The sequence below is a fragment of the Bacillus sp. 2D03 genome, assembly GCF_003946765.1.
In the GTDB taxonomy this organism is placed as follows: domain Bacteria; phylum Bacillota; class Bacilli; order Bacillales; family Bacillaceae_G; genus Bacillus_A; species Bacillus_A cereus.
The window spans coordinates 72,332-91,617 of the sequence record NZ_RPSJ01000008.1 but is presented as its reverse complement, the minus strand read 5'-3'; the positions used below and the strand labels follow the sequence as shown (position 1 = coordinate 91,617).

The window sequence follows — 19,286 nt, the reverse complement described above, 5'->3', positions numbered from 1 at the left end:
CGAGCTGAATTTTCTATATTTAGCATAAATATTAGGGAGGAGTGCTGATGAAATGTATCATTTTATATAGAAATATGTAACGTTTAACACTCGTATTGTAAAATATTTTGACATACGTTAATTTAAATATTAGGTACAGGAACATTTAATAAAAACTCAGTACTAAAGTACCCTTTAAACGTTTCACCCTAAGAACGTTTCTCAAGCACACTGAAGTTTACCCGTTGTTTCTGTGCCTTATTAGATAAAAATAATATAATGAATTTTTAGAATATAATAATGAAAAATGGGTTTTCAAATCTTTTCTCCTTAAATATTAACAATCTCTTGATAATCTGCTTAAAGTAAGAAAATGCAGGATAGACAATGGTTATTAATAAAGAAAATACAGTTAAGCTAGATACCTTAAGTCATTTTATAAGTAATTAAGCGTTAGATTGAATTAGTAAGAATATTATATGTGTTTGCTAAATGGCTTGTTTTAATTGTTCTGTTACTATTAATTTATGAATTTTAACATTTAGAAGCTAGTCAACATATAGGTTATATTGATTACGTGGGTTTTAACCTCAAGTGTATATGTTTAAGGTTAAGGGATTTGTGAGTGTTATAAATGAAGTGAAAGTCTGGAAGAAACGGATATAATCGGTTTCTTCCAGGCTTTTTTTTCTTTTTTGTAATATAAAAAAATTATTTTTCCTACATGATTTAATTGTCTGTTTAATATTTGAATTTTTTGTGAAATTAAACGAAGTTTTTATTCTTTTTTTAAAACATAATGTTACAAAATAGACTTATTGTATTTATTTTATTTTTATATGAGATTAAAAATAATAATAAACGTACCAATGTATGAGAGGTATTAGTATATTTATTAGTAATTTGTTCGTTTATCTCTATATTGCTATTATATTAGCGATAACAATAATATATTGGGGGGACAAGAATGAATTTGAAATTTACATCTAAATTGGAAAGATTAAGAAAAAGTAAAAAAGGAATTGGTGCTTGTGTTTTAGCTGCAGGGGTAACGGCTATTACTATGATTCCTCAAAGTGCTTATGCACATGGATTTGTTGAAAAGCCAAGTAGCCGTGCTGCTTTATGTAGTCAGAATTATGGAGCATTGAATTTAAATTGTGGAAATATAATGTACGAACCTCAAAGCCTAGAAGCACCTAAAGGATTCCCAGATGGGGGACCGATTGATGGAAAAATCGCTTCGGCAGGAGGACTGTTTGGAGGAATTCTTGACCAACAAACATCAAATCGCTGGTTCAAAAACACGATTAAGGGTGGAGCAAATACCTTTACATGGAAATATACAGCTGCACATCCTACAAGTAAATGGCATTATTACATTACAAAAAAGGGATGGGATCCTAATAAACCATTAACACGTGCTGAATTAGAACCAATTGGAACTGTGAAACATGATGGTTCTGCCGCATCAAATAATTTAACACATACAATTAATGTACCAACTGATCGCAATGGTTATCATGTTATTTTAGCTGTATGGGATGTAGCAGATACGTCAAATGCGTTTTATAATGTAATTGATGTAAATCTAGTAAATAATGAAACTCCCGATACAGTAGCTCCAAGTCAACCAACTGAATTAAATGCCTCTAAAGTTTCTGCCAATAGTGTTGAAATAACATGGAAGGCCTCTACTGATAATATAGGTGTAAAAGAATATCAAGTGTTACGTAATGGCGAAGTAATTGATACGGTACCAGGTACAACTTTTATTGATAAAAAACTAAAAGCAAATACGGAATATACCTATACAATAAAGGCATTAGACTCTGCTGGAAACATATCAAAAGAAAGTGAAAAACTAAAGGTTAAGACAACACATGCAATCCCAGATATAGAGGCTCCAACTCAGCCAAAAGGATTACATAGTATGGGTACAACAGCGACAACTGTTGATTTGATGTGGAGTCCGTCTGAAGATAATGTAGGTGTTGACCATTATATTGTATATAGAGAAAGCGCTGGGGTTATGAATAAAATTGGGACAGCGGCTAATACATCCTTTATGGATAAAGATTTGAAGGCTAATACATCGTATAAATATGTAGTGACGGCGGTTGATTTAGCTGGAAATGAATCTAGTAGAAGTGATGTTTTGACTGTAACAACAAAGTCAGAGGATTCCACATATGAAAAATGGAATGCAAGAAAAGCATATACTAAAGGCGATAGAGTAGTACATGAGGGAAAAGTGTATGAAGCAGTTCAAGATCATCAAGGAAATGGCGACTCAAATTGGATTTTTGCCTTATCGCTTTGGAAGCCAGTTTTGAATAAGTGACAGGTGGGAAAAGGTAGTTAACATTTTTGGGTTTTCTTTTAAAAATTAAGGGCTGTTCCAAATATGAATTATCTTATGATTTAAATGATAAATCAATAAGATTTAAACCCCATCCTAATGTTTACGAAATGAAATTAAAAAAGAATCCCAATGGAATTTCATTGGGATTCTTTATTTTCTAATTTGTAATAGCGTATATTTTCACTGTGAATTTGTTAGTGGCACCCATTGGACTTGCAATATAATATTTAGTATTTGTGTAAGCTTCAGTCCTAGATCCATGTGAAATGTTTTTCCAACGAGTAGAATCTATTCCTAGGGAAACATCAATCATTACATTGAAAGAGATAGTAGAAGAATAAGCTTTTTCTGAAGGCTCAATAACCCATTTTAATTCTTTAGTACCTACAGGTAAACTATCAATTTTAAAGTTTTGACTGGATCGATTTTGTTGCCCGGATAAAGGACTAGATTCAGATGATATTTGCGAAATTAATATTTCTTTTTCATTAGAATGTATACCATTTAATTTAATGATACTATCAATTAAACCTGGACCAGGAAAATCAGCTGCGATGATACCAGAATGTTTAATTATGCCTTGTTGTAAGAGTTTGGTCCCAAGTGTATTCATTCCCCCATAGTATACTTGTCCGTTTCTATCGCGAGGGAAATCACTCCATGCATTTGTGGAATTCGTTTGAATCAATTTAGGACTACTATCAGTATTTCTGCTCTCTTTTCCGCTTGCAATAAACCAAGGATATACATTATTTAAAAATGCCGCTACGCCCCCCGTACCACTAAAATGGTTGAGATAAATTTTTCCATTATTAAAATTAGTATTTGCATTTTGTAGATGGGTTTTTATCTCACTCCATTTTGCATATATTTCGTCTGGTCCGCTTCCAATTTCAAATTTATCTTGTATATTCAAACCTTCGTAATCAATACCGTACAATTGAGTAGATGTAAAGTTTTGTAAGATTACAATTTTCCCGCGGGTATCTCCTAAAGTAGGGTTATTTCTATCTGAGGTTGATACGGAATTAGGATTCCAAAAATATGAAGCATTAACGTTTTTATATTTTAAAAATATCTGCTCAAATGATAGAGAGCCGCTTTCAGGAGTGGTTTCTTCTTTTAGGCGCATTAATATTGTTTCTGTTGGATGCTCTTTTAAAAATTGAATTGTCTCTTTTAATACATCTTCAAACACAGCTTTTTGATTTACAATGCCATGATACATTGCAAAAGAATCTTTTACACGTTTAACACGCATATCTACATATCGGATTCCAGAATTTAATTGTTGGGATAGACTCATAGTTTGATTTCTTGTCAAATTTTCATCAAGAAAGCTTGCTCCATGTAAAGCCATTGTACCGTGAGTCCCTGGAATAGATATTTCACTTAATTTTGTTGAATCTTCTATTTTGGACATCCACGATGGATTTTGATATCCTATATTGGATTCATAGGAGTAACCTGGATGACTATCAGCTAAAAGAGTAGATGTTGTACTTAAACTTGCTAGTGTAATACAAGTGAGGATGCTAATTTTAATGAAATTTCTCATTTTTATTTTCTTCATTTTATCTCTCCTGATCTTTAAACAATTGCTAGATGATGTTTTTACTATATTTATTGTTTTTCATTCTTGAGGTAATAAATTTTTGGATTTGAAAATAATTAAAAACAGGGGGAGTAAGTTATTTGAGACTTTAATAATTTGTTTTTATGAATTGTACCTAATAGCCAAACGTATTCTTGAAAAATCGAAATATTGCCTCCAAAAACCAACCGTTGCTCGTATTGTATACAAACAAAACAGAAGCCTTAAAAAAGACTTCTATTTTGTGACATATAATGAATGATAAGGTGGTAAACAAATCAAGATAATGTGAATGAGTAGTAAAAGTTTATTAATAGCTGTTTTAGAATCTCTTATAACAAGGCTGATTACAAAAAGTGAATCCCTACAATGCTAATAAAAATTGAAAAATTCTACTCATTAAAACTTAGACTAACTACAGTTGCGATTGATTGGGCTGCATGTTCCCAGCTTCCATCTATAACTTTACCAATCTGCTGACCAAGTGTATTTAAATCATTTGGATTAACTGGAATTCCATTATAAGCAGCAAAAATTGATAAAAGTGGAGCAGCAAATGGTGTCCAACCACCTCTATCAATACTAAATACAGGCTTATCTACTACTTTTCCATCTTGCACAGTAAACTCATAATAAAATTGATCATCTGGACGGAAACTTAAATGATGAGAAATTTGTCCCTTAACATATTTTTTTCCTGCACCTAGATTTACTACTTCTATTTCCTTTACGTTAAATTCATGTTCAAATACTTTTATTTTTTTGACTTCTGGACCATTTAAGGCGGCATTAACAGCTGTTTCTAAATTATTTTGTGCTAATGGTTGAATACTCATTTGTGCCTTGTTTTGTTGGATAGGAGCCTCTTTTTTTGCAGCAAATACCGAGGTAGTAGGTAGTGCACCTGTAGCTAATGTAGCTGCAAGGGCTGTTGTCATGATGCTTTTTCTTTTCATCTTCATAGTTTTCCTTCCTCTCTTAAAGTTATGATATATAATCTTTTCAAGACTGACACGGTACAATTTTTTCATAATGTACGTAAAAATTAGTTTAAGAATAATGTGAAATTGTGTCAGAAAATTAGAGTTAATTATATATATTTAAGATGATATATATCTACACGTATTTTTTTAATTTTTAGATAAATGTAATAGTAATGACTTCTTAAGAATCAATTTAGCACCTTGTTTATCTAGAAAAGTTCTATAAAACACATTTAGTTCATAGTAAAAGTAATATATTTGATATCAAGTGTCTTACATAATACGATAAAATTTCACAATTTTTTATTGTTATATACAGAAAAAGGTAACGGAAAATAAGCAATATGTAATACTTGTTATAGGTGTGAATTATGCGAATATACTTATTGCAACAGCTAAGATGTTAGATAATATTTTGCTTAAAAACATTACTTATCCGGATTAATGAAAAGCATTTTAATGTATTAGTTTGATTTGACATAAAAAGAGGAAGCATTTTTATTTGCGTCCTCTTTTTATAATAATTTATTTAGTTCATTTTCTATCAATCCGTTTAATCCTTTAATAATACTGTAGGCTCAGGAGCTTTTTCTTTTGTTTTATTGATAATACTCTTTCTTGGTACTATTCTAAGTATTTTTCGGCTAGGTAAGAGGGATATGATGAAATAGGGGGGCCCATTTTAAAGTAGGGTAAATTACTTTTTGAAATTGGTATACAGTTTTTTAATAAATAAAGTTTTTGTAATATGTCTTTGTCTATAGGATGAAGCATCGAATCTATCATTATGAAATAATTGTGATGATAGATAAATACTTTTCCTTCCGGTAGGATCGTGTAATTAGATACATTCGGATAAATAGGTGGTCCATCTAAAAATTGATCTAAACTACGTTGTGAAACTTTAATAATATCTTGAATTAAAAATTTAAATTTGCGAAATGCTACGGTGTTAATAAATGGACGTTTTTGATTATTTTCTATATAAAATAATTCTCCTTTTTCATTTTGCACAACCCTTAGATTTGGTATTGATGTTGTAAGGCTTATGGGTGGTCCTTCTATATATTTGTAGATAAGCAGAATTATGTGAAACGAGAGATTACGAGAAATTCAAATATAGCTATGATAAATACGTTGAGTTATTAGCTAAAATCCTTCGTGATTGTGGATTATCAGTAAAAGGATTATGGACTCTTTACTATGTAACAGCTTGGGAAGAAGTGAAGAAAGATGAGCTTCCTACGAAGGTAAAAGAAAAATTAGGTGTGCAATAATCAGTTATTTGTGACGGCGGATTTTCCTACGGGGTGGGTTCGTCGTTTTTCTTATTTACAACGAGAAACTCATGTGTTCTATGTTAGAGTGCAAGTTATTTAAAATAGTAACCTCCATAATGAGGGAGTTATTTTTATAATAAGTTAGTCTTTTACAAAGAGCTGGTATAAAGGAAGTAGTTAATTTAAAGGCGGATTTCTTGAGTGGAAAAAGTTTGGATTACCATACGAGAATTAATTTTTATCTAGTAATTCATTAAATTAGATATTTATCTTATTAATAAACTGCTTATGTTATTACAATTATAATAAATATTGGGTAATAAAACCATACTTGTAGTATAATGTATATTGTATTAATATTTATATATTCTTGTTAAATATTATAGGATTGGGTGATGATATTGATGAAAACAATTAAATCTATAACATGTATGTCAGTTTTATTATTCATTTTTACATTATTTTTACCAAAAAATTTAGCATTCGCAGAAGAGATGGATAAGGTTTGGGATCCAGAGAAAGGGACTATTTCTGGTTATATCTGGTTTGATGAAAATGAGGATGGGTGGATTGATCCTGAGGAACAAACAATCGCACCTGAAATAGGTGAAATAAAGTTATATTTAATTAATGAAAATGAAGAAATAGTTGAGGAAAAAATAGTTTCTAGATTACAAAGTGGTCAAGCTCATTACTACTTTGAGGTAGAAGAAGGAAAGTATAAAATACGAGCTGAGTTTACTGAAAAGGGAAAATATCAGCTTACTAGAGATGGAAGAGATTCATTTTTCAATTCTACAACAAATGAAACAAGATATTATGAAATTATGAAGTCATATAATATAGATAGTATTCAGCTGGGATATAAAAAAGCATCTTAGCATATTTAAAATAAGGAAAAAAGCTAAAGATGATAGTAATGAGGTTGGATTTAAATTTTAAGTGGGGCAATCGCCTCTCTTTTTTTATATAAGAGATTTGTTGATTATATTATTTGATGTGATGTTATATGAAAAAAGTGGAGGGGTTTATCGTTGCTGAGTTTTGGACGATTAGATCGTGAACAGAGCTTTAATGTTTTATCTTGGGGACGACCATTGTAAGGGAATCTTATACAACTACAGCATCAGAGCTTTGTGTTCTCTAGTTCTTTAAATTAAAGACTTGTAACTTTATTTAATCACTAGATTAATCTCACAGAACGAGAAAATGTAAATGTTTTATAATGTAATGTGCTCCTACTTGAGGGATTTTCTTATCATTGGTAATTTCATGTACCGTATTTAATAATAAATTTAATTGGGAAGAAGTGAAACAGGAGGAGCTTCCTGCAAAAGTGAAAGAAAAACTTGCTGCGAAATAATAAAAAGGATTTGGCATTAAAGGTCAAATCCTTTTTCAAAATCTTCTTCTGAAGTGAATATGAATCTATTTTTTTTTAATTGAGCTGTTATTACGCCGTAACTAGTTTGTTTATTTCCACTAATTACATAAGGTTTATCGCTGATACCCCTACATTTTTCTGCCTCTTTAGTAAGGCATCGAATAATCCTTACGAATACCATCGCTATTTCTAATAACTTACATGTAGAGGTATCACTCAATATAACAAAAATGTAATGTTAATAAAATGTAATTCCACCGATACTATTAACGAAATTATATAAAATGAAGGGGAGTTAAAGGTGTAAATAACAGCACAGATAAGGTTGAGGAAACGTACAAAAGGTTTACCTATATCAACCTTTAGCTAAATGATAAAAGCCCTGCAGGGGATGCAGGGCAAGACTAAGGGTATTGAAGAATTGTCGATTCTAAAAGTAAAGGACTTCTTGGAATGTTTTAATTTTAACACATAAAATATTAAAACTTTATATAGAGATGTTACAGAAATATGAATATAAAAAACACTGATAAATATTATGAAAAAGTTGATAATCTATAGAAGTTATAAGGGATTATGTTTGCAATGATGTCTTTATAGAGATAATTGGGCAGGCTTTGTTTGTATTAATATTCGGGATTTTAGTAGAATTCCCCACCTAATAGGCAGGTTCCTGGGGATTACGAAGCGTGAAAGCATCAAAAAAAGCCCGTACAGAAGCACAGGCAGGTTGATACACATATCGGTAATTAAATATTAACAGAAATACATAGTAAGTAATATTGAAAAAATAAAAAACTGTATTATCCTTAAGATGGTTTGGAGAAAACACATATAATAACGCACTTATATTAAATGTTTCTGAATTTGGATTAAGAGGCATAACAGTATGGCGTGTAATGCAAAGCTAAGGATTGTTCTTAGGGCTGCGGAAAGTGGATAAGCTGGACTGCAGGGATAACCTTATAAATAAAAAGCTCAACTCTCAAAAGGGTGAGAGTTGAGCCTAAAGATGTAGCTACTATTTATACGCATCTTTTTATTACTACACCCTAAGGAATAGTAATAAAAAGATGATCTCAATAAAACTGTATAAAAACAAAAAGAACCCTAATAGGGGTAATTCTTTATGAAAGTTGACCATGAAAAACCCCCTTCGATATATTGAATATTTTAATATCTTGTTTGCTTATTTAAAAAGAAAAACATAACTTGGTACATTGGATTAGAGGATATCTATATAAATAGGTAGAATCTAATTATTTGGTTCACATTTTAATCCAAGGAGTACAAATTCGATGCGACGTGAAAAGGATTTGTTGAAACAATGGAAGGCGGATTTGCAAGCTATTCAAGAAGAGAAAAGGCTGAAGAAAAAGGCTAAGAAAAAGAATAAGAAATATAGCATTCCGGGTAAAACGGCTGATTTCATGGATGGCAAGCATACTTATCGTAAAGCTAATGGGGTATGGAAACAAAGAAATAAATAATGTGATGATAAATTAGTTTGATCAAGCTTATAGCAATTATCGGAGGCACTACCGTGATCTGGGAAGTGTCTTGTTTGTTGTCAATATTACAAAAATCTTAGATTAAAAATTATACAACTACATTTTAATCACTTTATTGTCTTTTTATAATATGTATCAACTCCTATTTTCCTGATGTTCTGTAGTCTTTCTTGATAATATCTCGCATGTTTAGGGTAAAAAATAGGAGGAAAACCAAGGCTATGATTCCATTAACCCAGTAATATGTAAGTCCTGCTGTGAATCCAGTGTAGAAAGAAAAGGCATTCCAAATTAAAAGGATTGTTGAACAGATAGTAGAGATCAATAATGAACCAAAACTCCTCATGATTGTCACCTCGATTCAAAATGTTAGTGATCGTACAATTATACATATAAATAAATAAATTTAAAAGGAGAGTATATAATAAAATAATATAAAGGAATCACTGTGAGGCGAGAAATATAGATAGGTAGCGAATCCGCTGCTTTTTATTTTAAATAGAAAAAGGAATCTCGAAAGATCCCTTTTTCTAATTCCGATATATCTTAATCGCATATAAGTAAAGACATGAAATATTATATAACAATATAAAAATATAAACAATAAATATTTTAGTTAACATAAGGAGGAATTATACAAATTACTTCCTACTAGTACAGGGAATGGTGGGTGATCTTAGGAGAAGTCCGCAGCTTCATACGTCGCTAGAACATTAGATAGTTTGTGTGAACATAGTAAAGAAGCGTCTATATATATGGCTAACAATATTTTTGAGATAACACTAGAGAGTATAGAAGAGCAGATGTAACACTATTTTCAGCCAATAAACATATCTTTGCTACTATTACATATAAAATACATATTTTGAATTAGTAGAATATCTTTTGGGGGAGACGGAAGTTGGGAATATATATTTTTTAGACGAAGTAAAGAATCAATCTATAAGTCTAATTGTTTTTGTCCAACTATGTCTTGCAACAGCTCTAATTAAACTGTTCCTATCAGATTAGTTCAATAACGTAGCCGCTTGTTTTTCTTCTAATTTATATAATTCATCCCACTCTATTCCACAAGGCGCCGCATGGAATTGTGAATTATATTTTGAGCGCTTATTAATATTAAATAGATTATCTTAATTTTAGCATATACATGAATGTTTTATACAAAATATCTGTCATACCACCTTTTTATTATAAATATTCATCGTAACTTAGCAAAAAAAATCAAAAAAATATATGAAGTCAATGGTATTGTAATAGTAAGTATAATAGATGTGGAGGATAGACACCTAGTAATTACTTTTTATATAATGCGTTTGAAATCAATGGAATAAACAAATTTGTACATTATTTGCATTCGATACAAAAGATAGAAGGATATGGTGTAGTATTTTGCTTTCTAAATAAAAATTTATATTTAGGGAAAAGAATTAAATTGTCAGGAATGATTAGAACTAAATCTATTCAGGAGTACGCAGACTTATGGATAAGAGGTGAAAAGCCTAATGATTTATGGGAAGTGAAATCATTAGAATGTGAGCCAATTAAAGAAAAAGAAAGTTGGAAAGAATATTCGATAATTGTAGATATCCCTATTGATGTAAAACGTCTATCTGTAGGATTAACCCTGAAAGGTGAGGGACATATATGGTTCCACAGTATGAAAGTTGAGATAATAAAGTAAAAGTAGGAGGAAAGAAGTATAGTATTGTAGCAGTGTTTAGATGAATGAGGTGATAAAACATGGAATAAAGGTATAGTTAATATTAAAATGGGGGACTGCTAGTATATAAATTGTTATCGTTACAATAATAAAAAGATATAAAAAAGAGTTTTTGGATATGAAGATGCTATTTGCAACTTTTGCAGCATGCGTAAGCCTTGGTTTATCAATAATCAGTGTATCTGTTGCATGTATAGAAACATCAGGAGAAGTTAATTTTGACCCTATTTTATTAGAGTATCGATAGAAAGGTGTCGTAGATACATACAGATTCTCACCAACTTCTTGGAAAAATGTTGATGGCGAAAGTTTCAGAATGTACTGGGATGGAAATACGCATGGTTCGCTACTTGATCATAGTTATAAACGTCATGGTTGTAGTGCATCTAATGATAAATTGTTGAAAGAATTGAATCAAGTATATTATTTATGAATAATAAGTTTGTATAAATATAGTGTTAAACATCCGTTTGCTTATAATTAAAATAAGTGAGCAGATGTTTTTATTTATGGATGGTTGTTAATTTCATTTTAATTGCTTCCTATAGCATAGATGCACATCGAAAATAACGAAAAGGTATAAAAATAGTTATGGGAGATCCTGTTCGTCTTCAATATTTTTAAAATTTCATAAATATAATTATACTATATAAATGTGTTTCTTCTTTCGGATAAGGTAAAATCAATATAAGATAATAGAATTTATACGAAGAGAGAATTATTAGAATTAGTGTAGATTCAAATAATGATCTTTTCAAAATTAACGTATGAATAATATTAGAAAAGGTTAAGTGATGAGCTTAAGTTATAAAAATGGACCGATGAAGTTTAATAATAGAAGGGTATGATTATTTATTCTAAAAAGCAAAAAAAAGTTCGCACGAAATACCAATTTTACGAACAATAAAGTATTTATATAAAAATTTAATAACAGCATCTAGGGATTTCGAGCTTAGTTGCATAAACCTTCGTATGTTTGAGTGTGCCAATATAGTTCATATTTACTATAGAAATTATTAAATTTTGAGTTACTCATTAATAATTTCTATAGTAAATTACATATTACTTTATAAAATTTTTTCTCAAGTTGATTTAATTAACTCCCTATAATCATGATTAAATAAGCCGATTTATATTTTTATAAAGGCTTTTAAACTATATTCATGTATTGATCTTTTGTATGAATTTATATATCAAATTTGTTTTATTTTACATACATTTATATGTAGTTTTTGCATTAATCTTTATGGTTAAATACAAATTTCTCACCTGATTATCTATAATTTTTATTTGAGTAAATATATTATTCCATCACTATTGAGTGTGTTTTAGTATCTCATAATTTAATTATGTAAATAAGTTTGTGTAAAAATTGAATTTAACGCGAACTTGTGTTCGATTTCGTTTTCTGTTATATTATATATGAGGTGATTTTTATGGACTACAGCAAGCAACGTCAAAAATCCGTACATCGTAAAAAATTATACGAAAATCTAAACGAAATGCCCTTTTACATAGAAGAATTTGTGGAGTACAAAGAATTGCATGACGCCTCTCCCTCCACCCTACTGAATTATGTATATGATTTTAGAGTCTTCTTTAATTGGCTATTATCTGAACAAGTTATTGAATTAAAACCCATTAAAGACATATCCTTCGCTGATTTGGAGAATTTAAAGAAAAAAGATGTTGAGAACTTTATGAGATTTCTAAAACTACAACAGAACATGCAGAATTCTTCTGTTAACAGAAAAATTTCAGCCTTAAAATCCTTATTTAAATACCTTACCTCCCTATCAGAGAATGAAGATGGAGAATGTTATTTTTATAGAAATGTAATGGCTAAAATCGAAATACATAAAGATAAAGAAACATTAAATGCTCGTGCAAAACGTATGAGATCTAAAATATTTCATAATAATGATGATCAAGAGTTTTTAAATTACGTTAAGTATGAGCACGAAAAATCTTTAACAAAGCATCAGTTGTTCTATTTCCTAAGAGATAAAGATCGCGACGTAGCAATCCTCTCGCTTTTTCTTGGCAGTGGCATTCGTGTAAGTGAATTGGCGGATCTTCGTATGGAAGATATAAACTTAAAAGAAAGACTCATTGATGTAATACGAAAAGGAAACAAAGAAGATTCTGTATGGATTACACCAATTGCATTAAATGATCTTGAAAAATATATGGAAATTCGAGATAACAAATACGCTCCAGGGAAAGAATTGAAAAATGTGTTTCTATCAAAATATAAACATACTGCACAGCCTCTTTCAGTTAGGGCTATCCAAGATATAGTAGAAAAATATACTAAAGCTTATGGAAAAAGAATGTCTCCTCATAAATTAAGACATACATTGGCAAATAAATTATATATGGAAGAGAAAGACTCATTACAAGTCATGCAGCAACTTGGACATACGAGTCAAGATACAGCTTTGCTATATACACAACTTGGGGAAACAACTATTAAAGATAGTTTAGGCAGAATAGGAAAGAATAAGGAATAAAAGTTCAGCAATTTTGCATTGTTGAACTTTTATTTTTTTACATACTTAAGTTAAGCTTTAAAAGCTATTTATTATTCGTTTTAAATTTGATTTTATTATGTAAAAAATACATAATTTGAATCCTTCTATAATTGATATATAACTCTCTCTTGTGAATTATAAATAAAAATTTTAGATTACTACAATTGTTGGTTACTTTAAACTCATTTTTAACGAATAATTTTAGATATACTGAAATAAAAATAATTATTTCAAATTATTTTTATTTTTAATGGTAGTGAAGGAAGAGGACTATCGTTAAAAGCATCCCAAAACCAAAAGTCATAATTGCTTAACTCCTTAAACAATTCTCCATGGTTTATCATAATCCCCATTGTAGGTATGTGATATATGCTAATCACTATGGTTTTAAAATTTTTTTGTTTTTAAATAGATTAATATTTAAATGTATTGGAATGATGAACGGATGTTGAGAGTGTGCAATATGTGAGAAATTGGAGTAACTGCCGCCCTGGCAACGGAATCTGATTCATAATTGAATCAAGATTTCCTTACCAGAAGAACTTCAACATAAATCTAAGTTTTTAAATATTCTATGGAACCTAGTTCTATCAATGAATTTAAGATAAGAATAAGTTCAGAATAACCTTAGTATGTTGTCGCAACTAATTCTTTAGATCTATCTCATATTATTCTGAATTAATTCTAAGGTTATTCTGTTTACTTTAATACTCATAATAAAAATAAATACTCGTTTATTCTCAATATGTTGTACGTTAGCACTTTTTTAAAACATAAACCAGAGAAGATTCCTACTATTTAGTAACAATGTAAAATTGAATTTATCATGGATAAACCATTTAACATATAGTTTGCAGCACTGAATGATTTACAAAAGAATACCCATCGATACACTACAAATAAAAATAATCAGCTAATCGAGGGAATATAATTATTTTTATTTAATTCGCACTTGTACTTCTTGTTCTTGTATTACTTGAATGATTAACTCCAATACAATATTTTGTATTAACTGATGCTCATTATCATGAAGTGTACTTTGTTCTGATATGTATTGAATACATTGATATATATACCCTTCTACCAATAAGCTCCCTTTTTCAACTGTAAGTGTATTTTGCCCATTCTTTTTTACCTTTGGTATTAAAAATTCGTTTTTTGTCAAAATAACCTCCTGTTCAACCTCTTTTATTCCTATGACTTTTTCTTTAAATACAACCTTTTCTCGTAAACTAATTTCACCTTTATATCTTCCTATTTCTATTGGTAGTTTCGCTGTAATAAAATTATTTACGTCTTCCCCATTTTCACTCTCTAATATTATACTGTGAATAGGAATCCATGAAGATGCCTCTACTTTATTCTCTTCTTTATTCCCTTTATTTTTTGGGTTATATAATTCAAAATGAACTCTCTTCTCATGAAGATTTAAAGAAACTAATTTACAATAACTATCCGAATGATATTGTTGCACTGTATTTAATAACTTACAATCTAATTCACGCCCTTCTACACCTTTTTCATTCCTAAATACAAATGCTTCTTGATTTTTTACATTTATTTTTGGAAATATTTTAAAACTAGTTACTTCTGAAAAAATAGAAAATGGAGTTTTGACCACCAGTGAGCGTATTAAAGGCCCTATTTGTGATCCAGACGCTTGACCTTCTTCCTTTAATTCAGGTGGTACTTCTTCTTTTTCACCTTTTTTTTCGTGTAAATTATCTTGTATATTCAGGTTTTTATACTTGTAAATTTCATCCCATATTCCCTTACCAATCCATGGATTTTTCATCACCATCCCCCCGTCTGATGAAATTCAAAAAATTTGTTTTTTTGTATGTGACCATTTCATCATTATATATGTTGTATAAAAATAAAAAGAAATTGTCTTTGTTAAAAAGACAATTTCTTTTTATTTTTATAGTGCTACTTGTACTTGTTGTACTTGTAAAACTTTTAAAGTAAGATCTAGTACAATTTTTTCACGAAGCGTATCAAATGGTTCGTTTAGGTCTGTAGAACAAGGTGAAAAATCTAATTCAAAAAATTGAGCGCTTACTAATTCACAATATGGTTGTTCGTTATAAAAAACTGCATTTTCAAAGAAATATTTGTCTAGACGTGGTAAATCACCGTTTTTAGGATTTATAAAATGAGAAGTAGTGTCCGAAGAAGAAGCTACTAAAGCTAATGATAGAAAATCACCTTCTGTCAGATCTGCAAAACCAGAAAATGGAACATTTGCAATACGATCATATAAAACTCCATTACACTCGTTATTTGCATATTCAATATTTTTACGAATATAGCCTTGTACAAATAATTTTGCTCTTGTAACTCGTCGGTAAGGTGTACCTGGTACTGGTACGAATGCTACAGGCACTAACTTACATTGTGTTAAAAATACGTTTTTTAATATGCGTTTAATTTCGACTGCTGGAGGCTCTAATGAAATATCAGACTCTACAACAATTTGAAGCGTTCTTTCAGCTAATACAACCGGAATCTTTACAATGGGTGCTCCTGGAGTAACAATTGGTGTTGCAGTCTCATCACTTAATGGTGTTTGGGTTTGCCCTGCTACCTGACATGGTACATTAATTGGACATTGTTCGCTCATGTTTTATGCTCCTCTTTTTATAAGATTTTAGAGTTTATGAAATTTTCAAACTCATAATACCTGTATATGTCTTTCTTCTATTAATGTTTGGGTTCTATAGTAGTCTCTTTAATCATTATCATTAAGTTGGTATAATCTAATCATTTTTATTGAAAATTCAGAAAATTAGTATTTTTAGACAGATACTAGATTATAGTAATTAAAAAGCTGACTAAAATTATTTTCAGTTTTTTAGCTTGCGAAGCTGAAGCTTCAATGTACTTAGAACCTTTCACCGTTTTTATCATTGACCAGGCTTTCTTTAATTCTTGCCAAGATGTTTCGATTACTTGGTTTAATTCATCATTTTTACCACTTTTCTTGGAGCATGAATTCCCATTTTATTAGTATTTGCTGGGTCAATTCACTTTGCTTGCAAGAAAGCAAAAAGTAATTAATTAAAAGAAAATTGTTAATATATATCAGATGATTCACTGTTTATTTTTTAAGTACATATACTTATACAGACTATAAAAATAAACACTATAGTTCTTGGTCCAAGAGAACCATACGCCCTAATGGTTCTCTTTTCGATTAGTTGCGATAGGTAAGACTTTGAAGTTATCTCCATCTTTTCCCCCACTTAACACTGTACGTGCGACTTTTATCGCATACTGCGTCCCATCTTATTCTTCTATACTAAAGTAACTAGATTACAAGCTTTACGGAGGTTTTTGGGGGCGAAAAATTCTAATTCCTTCTCTTTATCTTCTTTATCATAACCTACTAATTTATATGTGTAGTTTTTCCCCATCTATTGTCATTCTTATTTTTTGTTTTGGATTTGCTGTTACTACCCAAGCATTCGGTAAATAACGATCTTCATGGGATAAAGTAGAAGGTGAATTTATAACCTTTCCTCCTAAATATAACGTAGCCGAAGATCCTCCATCCATTGCCATTGCATTTATAGCACCTTTTTCATATAGAATATCTTGACACTCTTTTAACGTAGCCCCTATACTATGCGTCTGTCTACCGTCAATGACTAGAAACATAATTGTACCATCTTCTTTTTGGGCCATAATACTCCGCGGAGCAGAACCCCACCCCCCGTCTCCTTCTGTAATCATTTTTTCTCCATTCACGATTAACTGTGACATAAATCCAGCTGCGGAAACGACTTTTTTATCCAGGAGTTGTTGTGTAGAATAATTTCCTGTTATCATTTGTCCAAACTTTGTTAAACCTGTAATAATTGTAGGGGTATTTTTATCTATATTTGTATCAATAGCTTTTCCATTTTCTATCACTATGCCAGTTGCAAAATTTCCTCCACCCCTTCCTGTTTCATCAGCAAATCCACTTGCATTCACAGCAACAAGTGCATGATTACGTTTTGCCATTACACTAATTTTTTCTCCCCTGTTAGCACCCTGTGTTCCTTGATGACTAACAAGCTTAACATTGAAGGGATTGCTAATAGTAACTAGTGTTCCTTCAAAAAGAAAGCGACTTTCTTTGTTACTTTTAATCGTTTCTACATCAATTTCTAATGGCTGATTTTTAAATTCTTCTAATCTTTTTCCTACTATTTTTTTATAAATACGCTCATCACTATTTGACCATTTTGGATAATTAATTCTATCTTGCAATTTATCTAGTTCCTTTTGGGATAAGAATGTATACTTCGCATATTGTGGATACCAAGAAGTTATTATACTCCCAGTCATTGTTATACGAAGCTCTCGGCCATAGCTAGTACCAGATAGTATTCCTACGCCAATAATCATTAAAATAGAAGCAAAATTCGTTTGAAGATTTTTCTTAGATATTTCATAGTTTTATCCTCCAGCATTCATTACATTCAATAAATCTATTAAAATATTATTTATCTAAAGACAAAAGTGTTTGATTTCCTCATGCCTGAATTCCCCACTATATTTTAGCAATTAAGGCAACATACTTATTCCGAATTTTGTTTTTTCAGTGTATATTTATAAATTTAATAACGTTATTCATTTTAATACCTAAAAAGGCAGGCATAAATTTATGCTTGCCTCCCGTTCTCAAAATTAATTACACCTAAAACAACGTGGGATAAAGCAAATATAAATACTGACTTCTACCCTCTATTTTTTAATTTTCTAAAACAATTTCTGCTATTTCATTAGCATGTTTTTTAGAATCAAATCCATCATAGTTACTTAAAACTACAACGGACAAATATTCTTGTGGAAACCGCATGAAGTGTGAACGATAACCCGCCCAACTTCCTGAATGTTCCAAGTACCGACAGTTAAAACCTTCAGCAAGCCTTAGTCCAAAAGCATAATCTTCATTGTCAATAATCGTCTTCCCAGTTGGTGAAATTTTCGGACCTATTTCGCTCATTCTTTTAACAAGTTCTTTTCCACCAACGGTACCTGTAGTTAAATTTTCTCCCCATCTTACAAGATCTTCAACATTTGTATGAACTGCTCCATCCCCTGTATGTTCCCAAGGGCTTTCATAGACCATATATGCTCCTTGTTCATTCTTTGAATACCCTCTAGCAATTGATATAGTAGTTGGGTAGCAATCCACAATTGTTGTGTCTCTCATATTTAAAGGATCAAAAATACGTTCCTTTGCAAACTGACGTAAAGACTTCCCGCTTACCTTCTCTACCACTAGTGACAATAAAAAATATCCTGTATTGCTATACTCAAATTTTGTGCCAACAGGGAACCTTGCAATTTGATGACCATTAAGGTGTTTTAACGATTCTTTCACAGTTAATATATCAGTAAATTTAATATTTTCTGCTTGAGCCAATTCCATATAATCAACTAGTCCACCAGTATGATGAATTAGATGTTTCAATGTTACAGGTTCAGCATATGTTCCTATAAAAGGGACGAACCTTACAATTGAATCATCTAAACTCAATCTTCCCTCTTGTTCTAAGAGTAATATAGAAAATGCAGTGAATTGTTTAGAGACTGAGGCAATATTAAAAATATTTTTTGTGGTTATAGGTAAATTTTTCTCTATAGAAGCTAAGCCAACCGTACCTTTATAAGTTACCCCGCTATCAAAACTAGCAATATATGCAAAGCCAGGAGCTTTTGGTGAAAACTTGTTAAATAATTGTTTAATCAATGTATGTGTCTTTTCATTATATGAATTATTCATCCCAATCTCGTACCCCTTCCATTAAATAATTCAAAATAGATTACCCTATTATCTTTCTCATATTGAATTCAATTAACCTTCATATCGAATGTTTAATATGGGGAAAATCTCAAGTCATCTCATTTTAGTTTCCAAGGAAACTAAAATAGAGTAT

General features: G+C 30.5%; 11 protein-coding genes and 5 pseudogenes. 6 read left to right on the top strand and 10 right to left on the bottom strand.

Features of this window, described 5'->3' with window-relative positions:
• The first annotated feature begins 946 nt into the window (after positions 1 to 946).
• Entirely contained in the window at positions 947 to 2,323 is a 1,377-nt protein-coding gene (locus EBQ15_RS18790) for a lytic polysaccharide monooxygenase (RefSeq protein ID WP_001049448.1), read from the top strand.
• 178 nt (positions 2,324 to 2,501) lie between these two features.
• Here EBQ15_RS18790 and EBQ15_RS18785 read toward each other — a convergent pair whose 3' ends face one another.
• The 3 genes and pseudogenes from EBQ15_RS18785 to EBQ15_RS18770 all read right to left on the bottom strand — a co-directional run.
• The gene (locus tag EBQ15_RS18785) at positions 2,502 to 3,917 is read right to left on the bottom strand and encodes a phosphatidylinositol-specific phospholipase C (RefSeq protein ID WP_000721443.1); all 1,416 of its coding nucleotides are present in this window, start codon (positions 3,915 to 3,917) and stop codon (positions 2,502 to 2,504) included.
• Positions 3,918 to 4,330: 413 nt separating this feature from the next.
• Complete coding sequence (locus EBQ15_RS18775) at positions 4,331 to 4,900, bottom strand: hypothetical protein (protein WP_000782809.1); 570 nt, start codon at positions 4,898 to 4,900, stop codon at positions 4,331 to 4,333.
• A gap of 645 nt (positions 4,901 to 5,545) precedes the next feature.
• Positions 5,546 to 5,998, bottom strand: a pseudogene (locus EBQ15_RS18770) (glycosyltransferase family 2 protein); the annotation flags it as partial.
• A gap of 5 nt (positions 5,999 to 6,003) precedes the next feature.
• Between EBQ15_RS18770 and EBQ15_RS31660 the strand changes: the two are divergent.
• The 3 genes and pseudogenes from EBQ15_RS31660 to EBQ15_RS18745 form a co-directional block, all read left to right on the top strand.
• Positions 6,004 to 6,138 (top strand): annotated as a pseudogene (locus EBQ15_RS31660) (N-acetylmuramoyl-L-alanine amidase); the annotation flags it as partial.
• A 467-nt stretch (positions 6,139 to 6,605) separates the two neighbouring features.
• Positions 6,606 to 7,082, top strand: coding sequence for an SdrD B-like domain-containing protein (locus EBQ15_RS18755; RefSeq protein ID WP_000849083.1), 477 nt, complete (start codon positions 6,606 to 6,608; stop codon positions 7,080 to 7,082).
• Positions 7,083 to 8,883: 1,801 nt separating this feature from the next.
• Positions 8,884 to 9,075, top strand: coding sequence for a hypothetical protein (locus tag EBQ15_RS18745; RefSeq protein ID WP_001250593.1), 192 nt, complete (start codon positions 8,884 to 8,886; stop codon positions 9,073 to 9,075).
• Between the two features lie 163 nt (positions 9,076 to 9,238).
• Here the strand turns inward: EBQ15_RS18745 and EBQ15_RS31655 are convergent, their stop codons facing one another.
• The gene (locus EBQ15_RS31655) at positions 9,239 to 9,442 is read right to left on the bottom strand and encodes a hypothetical protein (RefSeq protein ID WP_082186627.1); all 204 of its coding nucleotides are present in this window, start codon (positions 9,440 to 9,442) and stop codon (positions 9,239 to 9,241) included.
• Between the two features lie 1,089 nt (positions 9,443 to 10,531).
• Here EBQ15_RS31655 and EBQ15_RS31650 point away from each other — a divergent pair.
• Both EBQ15_RS31650 and xerS read left to right on the top strand, forming a co-directional pair.
• Entirely contained in the window at positions 10,532 to 10,780 is a 249-nt protein-coding gene (locus tag EBQ15_RS31650) for a hypothetical protein (protein ID WP_000016218.1), read from the top strand.
• Between the two features lie 1,475 nt (positions 10,781 to 12,255).
• A complete protein-coding gene (gene xerS, locus EBQ15_RS18730; protein ID WP_000386619.1) occupies positions 12,256 to 13,332 on the top strand; it encodes a tyrosine recombinase XerS in 1,077 nt (358 codons plus the stop codon).
• A 958-nt stretch (positions 13,333 to 14,290) separates the two neighbouring features.
• Here xerS and EBQ15_RS18725 read toward each other — a convergent pair.
• The 6 genes and pseudogenes from EBQ15_RS18725 to EBQ15_RS18695 form a co-directional block, all read right to left on the bottom strand.
• Positions 14,291 to 15,148, bottom strand: a complete 858-nt coding sequence (locus EBQ15_RS18725) for a BC_2427 family protein (RefSeq protein WP_000795506.1) — start codon at positions 15,146 to 15,148, stop codon at positions 14,291 to 14,293.
• 126 nt (positions 15,149 to 15,274) lie between these two features.
• Positions 15,275 to 15,976, bottom strand: a complete 702-nt coding sequence (locus EBQ15_RS18715) for a CsxC family protein (RefSeq protein ID WP_001294983.1) — start codon at positions 15,974 to 15,976, stop codon at positions 15,275 to 15,277.
• Positions 15,977 to 16,179: 203 nt separating this feature from the next.
• A pseudogene (locus EBQ15_RS18710) lies at positions 16,180 to 16,320 on the bottom strand (phage head closure protein); the annotation flags it as partial.
• Between the two features lie 356 nt (positions 16,321 to 16,676).
• A pseudogene (locus EBQ15_RS31905) lies at positions 16,677 to 16,763 on the bottom strand (YxeA family protein); the annotation flags it as partial.
• Positions 16,747 to 17,795, bottom strand: a pseudogene (locus tag EBQ15_RS18700) (phosphodiester glycosidase family protein). The pseudogenes EBQ15_RS31905 and EBQ15_RS18700, both read right to left, overlap by 17 nt.
• 299 nt (positions 17,796 to 18,094) lie before the next feature.
• The gene (locus EBQ15_RS18695; protein ID WP_001066190.1) at positions 18,095 to 19,132 is read right to left on the bottom strand and encodes a serine hydrolase domain-containing protein; all 1,038 of its coding nucleotides are present in this window, start codon (positions 19,130 to 19,132) and stop codon (positions 18,095 to 18,097) included.
• Between the last annotated feature and the right edge of the window lie 154 nt (positions 19,133 to 19,286).